General features: G+C 64.7%; 2 protein-coding genes and 3 pseudogenes. 2 read left to right on the forward strand and 3 right to left on the reverse strand.

The genetic code is table 11. The annotated features are described in order from the left end of the window. A pseudogene (locus tag ACWFR4_RS48440) lies at window positions 1-189 on the forward strand (hypothetical protein); the annotation flags it as partial. Between the two features lie 111 nt (window positions 190-300). On the opposite strand, the pseudogene ACWFR4_RS48445 reads toward ACWFR4_RS48440, so the two are convergent. Next, a pseudogene (locus ACWFR4_RS48445) lies at window positions 301-529 on the reverse strand (transposase); the annotation flags it as partial. A 102-nt stretch (window positions 530-631) separates the two neighbouring features. Here ACWFR4_RS48445 and ACWFR4_RS48450 point away from each other — a divergent pair. Next, window positions 632-1,105 (forward strand): RICIN domain-containing protein, encoded by a 474-nt coding sequence (locus ACWFR4_RS48450; RefSeq protein WP_453658337.1) that lies wholly within the window; start codon window positions 632-634, stop codon window positions 1,103-1,105. 55 nt (window positions 1,106-1,160) lie between these two features. Here the strand turns inward: ACWFR4_RS48450 and ACWFR4_RS48455 are convergent, their stop codons facing one another. Next, window positions 1,161-2,009 (reverse strand): HNH endonuclease, encoded by an 849-nt coding sequence (locus ACWFR4_RS48455; RefSeq protein ID WP_453658339.1) that lies wholly within the window; start codon window positions 2,007-2,009, stop codon window positions 1,161-1,163. Further along, window positions 2,009-2,295 (reverse strand): annotated as a pseudogene (locus ACWFR4_RS48460) (AAA family ATPase); the annotation flags it as partial. The pseudogene ACWFR4_RS48460 and the gene ACWFR4_RS48455, both read right to left, overlap by 1 nt.

Here is a 2,295-nt window from a genome sequence, read left to right on the forward strand (position 1 = left end):
GGCCCCTACCTGTGGCATGACGCCTGGTCACGCGGAATCGAACGGATCGGCCGTATGTGGCTCGGCGAGTGCACCAACGGCTACCACCAAACCAAGTCGCGCACCCTCTGGGGCACTGATCCTGCCTATCGCAAGAAGATCACCGAAGCTGGGCCGCCCGGCGCCAGTGCAGGGCCCCAGAAGAAATGACCACTTTATGTGTTAATTGTTCACGGGTGTCGGTTATCGCGACTAGTGCGCGTCTCCTTGATGGGTTGGTCAGTTGATCGGATGTGTCTGTCTGACTAGTGATCACTATGGTCCAGCCGATGTCGTCGACGGCATCCACTGCGGCGAGGACAGCGGCGAAGATCTTCTCCCACGTGCCGTCGACGGCCCACCTGATCAGCCGCTTGTGGGCCGTCCGGAACGAGCCGAGGTCCTCGGAGAGGTCCCGCCAGGGCGAGTTGGTGCGGTACTTCCACGCGATGGCCTCGAGCGTGCCGCGGCGACCGGCCCAGCGCCGTCCCCGGACCGGATCGGCCGGCATAAGCGGCCCGATCCGGTGGTTTTCCCCATTTTTCAGGCGTAGGCGGTGGTGTTCGGGGATCCTGTCGAGGTACCTCGGAAAACCACTGTAAGGAGACCCCCAGTGCGCCGCCCGACCCGGAAAGCCTTCGCCGCCCTCATCGCCGCAGCCGGCCTCGCCCTCCCCCTCCTCACCCCCACACCCGCCTCGGCTGCCACCGCCACCAGCCGCTTCGCGAACTACCGCTACGGTGACTGCCTGCGCGAGACCTCCGAAACCGGCCTCAAGGGCGACCGCTGCACCACCGGACGCGGCAGCCTCCTGTGGCAGTGGAACGGCCGCCTCAACACCAGCACCACTCTTAAGAACAACGTCTGGGGCCGCTGCCTCGACAGCAATGACCGGGGCGACGTCTACCCTCTGCGCTGTAACGGCGGCTCATACCAGAAGTGGCGCACCGTCCAGCCCGCCGCCCGCAGCGCCATCATGCTCCAAAGCGTCGGAACGGGCCGCTGCCTCTACCAGCAGGACAACGGCTACTACCGCACTGCCCGCTGCGACCGAGGCGCCCAGAACCAGCGCTTCACCATCGGCTGAACGGATCTCCCGACCGCATCAAGATGCGGAATGTCAGCTTGCAGTTGCTGCTGAGTCAGATGTCCCGCATCCCCCCGTTGATGTACCAGGGGCTGTCCGCGAGGGCGAGCATCAATGCGGCCTGCCAGCTGTTGGGGTCGTAGTCGGCGTACCAATCGGCATCGTCCAGGAGCTGGGCGCGCAGCTCCGCGCAGCCGGAGTCTTCGAGTGTCTTCAGATCCTTTCGCTTTCGCGTGGCCAGGGTGTGTGCTGCCTCGGCCGTATATCGCTTGGCCAGGTGGTACTTGGTGAAGTGGCGTTGCAGTCGTGCGGCCTTGGTGGGGGGCCAGGTTCCAGGCGGTGTCGCCCGGAATACGGCGACGCCGCCGGCTGCGTGGTCGATGTCGGCGGAGAGCCATCGCTCGGGTCCGAAACCCTCGAAGTAGGGGTGAATCGCCTCTCTTGTGGCCTCTTCATCGAATATGTTGGCTTTGCTCTGGTTGCAGGGTCCGCAGACCGCAACGAGGTTAAGGGGGGTCAAGGCGAACAGCGGGAACTTGTCCTTCGGTGCGTGATGGTCGACCTGAGCGACCGCCTGTATGCCGCACAGGGGACACCGGGTGTCGGCCGCGAGAGCCTTGATCGCGTCATACAGCTTGCGGCCGGGTGCGCGGCCCACGAGGGCCTTGCCGTAGATCTCCTCGAACATCGCGCGGTCCCGGTGGTTGCCCTGTGGGACTAGCTGCATCAGAAGGAACGACAGGAGGATCCCCTGCCGGCCTGCTCGTCGGTAGCGGGTTTCCAGGGCCGTGAGTTCGAACAGGTATGCGTCGACTCTCTCGGCATATCCGAAGTTCGTCAGCCATTGAGAGCAGGCCTCGACGACCTGGCTGACGAAGAATGGCGGTCGTTCCGGTCGGAGCATTAGTCGCGCCCCCGGGTCCGTGTGTAAATCATCGCCCGCAGGAGAGATCGCGCCTCCGAGCCCAGCCCGGTAAATCGGGCAGCGATCTCCTCGTAGGAGCCCCCTTCCTCCACCGCCGCGGCGATCGTCGCGTGGAAACCGCTCGAGGTGGTCTCCAACCCGAAGGCTTCCTGGGTCAGCTCACCTATGCTCTCGCCGTAGGTCTCCATCGTCGGCCTGCTGGCCGTCAGCTCAGCACCGTTCCGGAACATCCTCCAAACGCAGGAGGCCGGTACTTCTTGCAGTA

Source organism: Streptomyces sp. NPDC055140 (assembly GCF_053607285.1).

Coding starts and splice junctions, on each gene's coding strand:
- ACWFR4_RS48455 (WP_453658339.1), bottom strand. CDS start 2,009: ATGCTCCGACCGGAACGACCGCCATTCTTCGTCAGCCAGGTCGTCGAG.